The 2,284-nt window shown below is 68.9% G+C and carries 1 protein-coding gene; it reads left to right on the top strand.

Annotated elements, in window-relative coordinates; genetic code table 11:
• On the top strand, positions 1–2,284 hold a 2,284-nt coding region (locus ACZ5XS_RS45660; protein WP_468661626.1), incomplete at both ends, for a condensation domain-containing protein.

The raw sequence follows: 2,284 nt of genomic DNA, 5'->3' as shown, positions 1-2,284 counted from the left end.
TGCCCTCGGCGGTGGTGGTGCTGGACGCGCTGCCCCTGACGGGCAACGGCAAACTCGACCGCGGGGCGCTTCCCGCCCCCGACTACGCCACGGCGGCCGCCCGCTCGAGCCGGGGACCGGTCAGCCTCCGGGAGGAAATCCTGTGCGGTGCGTTCGAAGAGATCCTGGGGCTGCAGAGTGTCGGCGTCGACGACGACTTCTTTGAGCTCGGCGGGCACTCGCTGCTGGCGACCCGGCTGGTGAGCCGGATCCGTACGGCACTCGGCGTTGAAATGGAAATCAGGACGCTGTTCGACGCGCCGACTCCGGCCGGTGTGGCCCGCATGTTGGCCGGAGCGGACTCGGCCCGTACCGCACTCGTGACGAGGGAGCGGCCGGAGCGGGTGCCGCTGTCGTACGGGCAGCGCCGTCTGTGGTTCATCGGCCAACTGGAGGGCCCGAGCCAGACCTACAACAGCCCGGTCGTGGTGCGCCTGGCGGGACAGCTGGACCGGCAGGCGCTCGGTCAGGCGCTGACCGATGTCATCGGGCGGCACGAGGTGCTGCGTACGGTCTTCCCCATGGCCGAGGGCGAGCCCTACCAGCAGGTCGTCCCCACGGACGAGCTCGCCTGGGATCTCAACGTGATCGAGGTGAGCGGGGGAGATCAACCGCACGAAGACCCCCGCCTGCTGGACCTCGACGGTCTGTCGTCGCACACATCGGTGATCAGTATGCCGACGATCGAGCCCTCTCCGGAGCTGCCGTCCGGTGAGATCCACGTGGACGACATGGCCGCAGCGATGGCCCGAGCCGCGGGCTATGCGTTCGACCTGTCGGCTGAGGTGCCGGTGCAGGCCTGGCTGTTCGGTGTGCGTCCGGACGAGCACGTGCTGGTGCTGGTCGTGCATCACATCGCGGCCGACGGCTGGTCGATGGGGCCGTTGGCTCGGGACGTGTCGACGGCGTACGCGGCACGGTGTGCGGGTCGGGAACCGGTGTGGGATGCGTTGCCGGTGCAGTATGCGGACTACGCGCTCTGGCAACGCGAGCTGCTCGGGGATGGTGACGACGCGACAAGCCTGATGGCACGTCAGATGGAGTACTGGCGTGACGCCTTGGCGGGGTCGCCGGAGGAGCTGGGGCTGCCATTCGATCGGGCACGGCCGGCGGTGGCGTCGCATCGGGGGTTCTCGGCGGGGTTCACCGTGCCGACCGAAGTGCATCAGCGGTTGCAGGGGCTGGCGCGTGCTGAGGGCGTGACGGTGTTCATGGTGTTGCAGGCGGCGCTTGCGGTGACGTTGCACCGGCTGGGTGCGGGGACGGACATTCCGATCGGGTCGGCGATTGCCGGGCGGACGGATGAGGCGCTGGACGAGTTGGTCGGCTGCTTCGTCAACACGCTGGTGGTGCGTACGGACCTGTCCGGTGATCCGTCGTTCGCCGAACTGTTGCAGCAGGTGCGGGAGACCGGTCTGCAGGCGTACGCGCATCAGGATGTGCCGTTCGAGCGGCTGGTGGAGGAACTGGCGCCGGCCCGGTCGCTGGCCCGGCATCCGCTGTTCCAGGTCGTCCTCACCAAGCTGAACGCTTCCTCCGGCTCGGAGACGGATGCGGCCACCCTGTCCCTGCCCGGAATCCGCTCCACCCCGCTCTTCCTCGGGAGGCCCTCCGCCAAGTTCGACCTGGATGTCATGGTCGAGGAGGACTTCAATGCGCAGGGCGAGCCGGTCGGCGTGCGGGGTGCGGTGACGGTGGCCGCCGACCTGTTCGACGAGGCCATGGCGGGGCGGCTGGCAGAGCGGTTCATCCGAGTGCTGGCCGCATTGGCGGAGGATCCGTCGGCGCGTGCGAGTGCGGTGGATGTCCTGGACCCGGTTGAGCGTGGGCGGGTGTTGGTGGAGTGGAATGACACTGCTGGGCCGGTGGCTGGGGTGTTGGTGCCGGAGTTGTTCGCGGTGCAGGTGGCGCGGACTCCGGATGCGGTGGCGGTGGTGCAGGCGGGTGTGCGGTTGTCCTACTCCGAGTTGGAGGTGCGGGCGAATCGGTTGGCGCATTTCCTGCGGGCGCAGGGGGTGGGTGCCGAGTCGGTGGTGGGTTTGTGTCTGCCGCGTGGTGTGGAGACGCTGGTGGGGATTCTGGGTGTGTGGAAGGCGGGGGCGGGTTATCTGCCGCTGGATCCGGGTCAGCCGGCGGAGCGGATCGCGTTTCAGCTGCGGGACAGTCGTGCGGTGCTGACGCTGACGACGGAAGAGATTGTGGATGGTCTTCCGGCGGGCCGGCATCGGCTGGTGGCGGTGGATGA

It is taken from the genome of Streptomyces sp. NPDC033131, assembly GCF_055578365.1.
The sequence above is the reverse complement of the archived record's forward strand: the minus strand, read 5'-3'. Positions and strand labels throughout refer to the sequence as shown.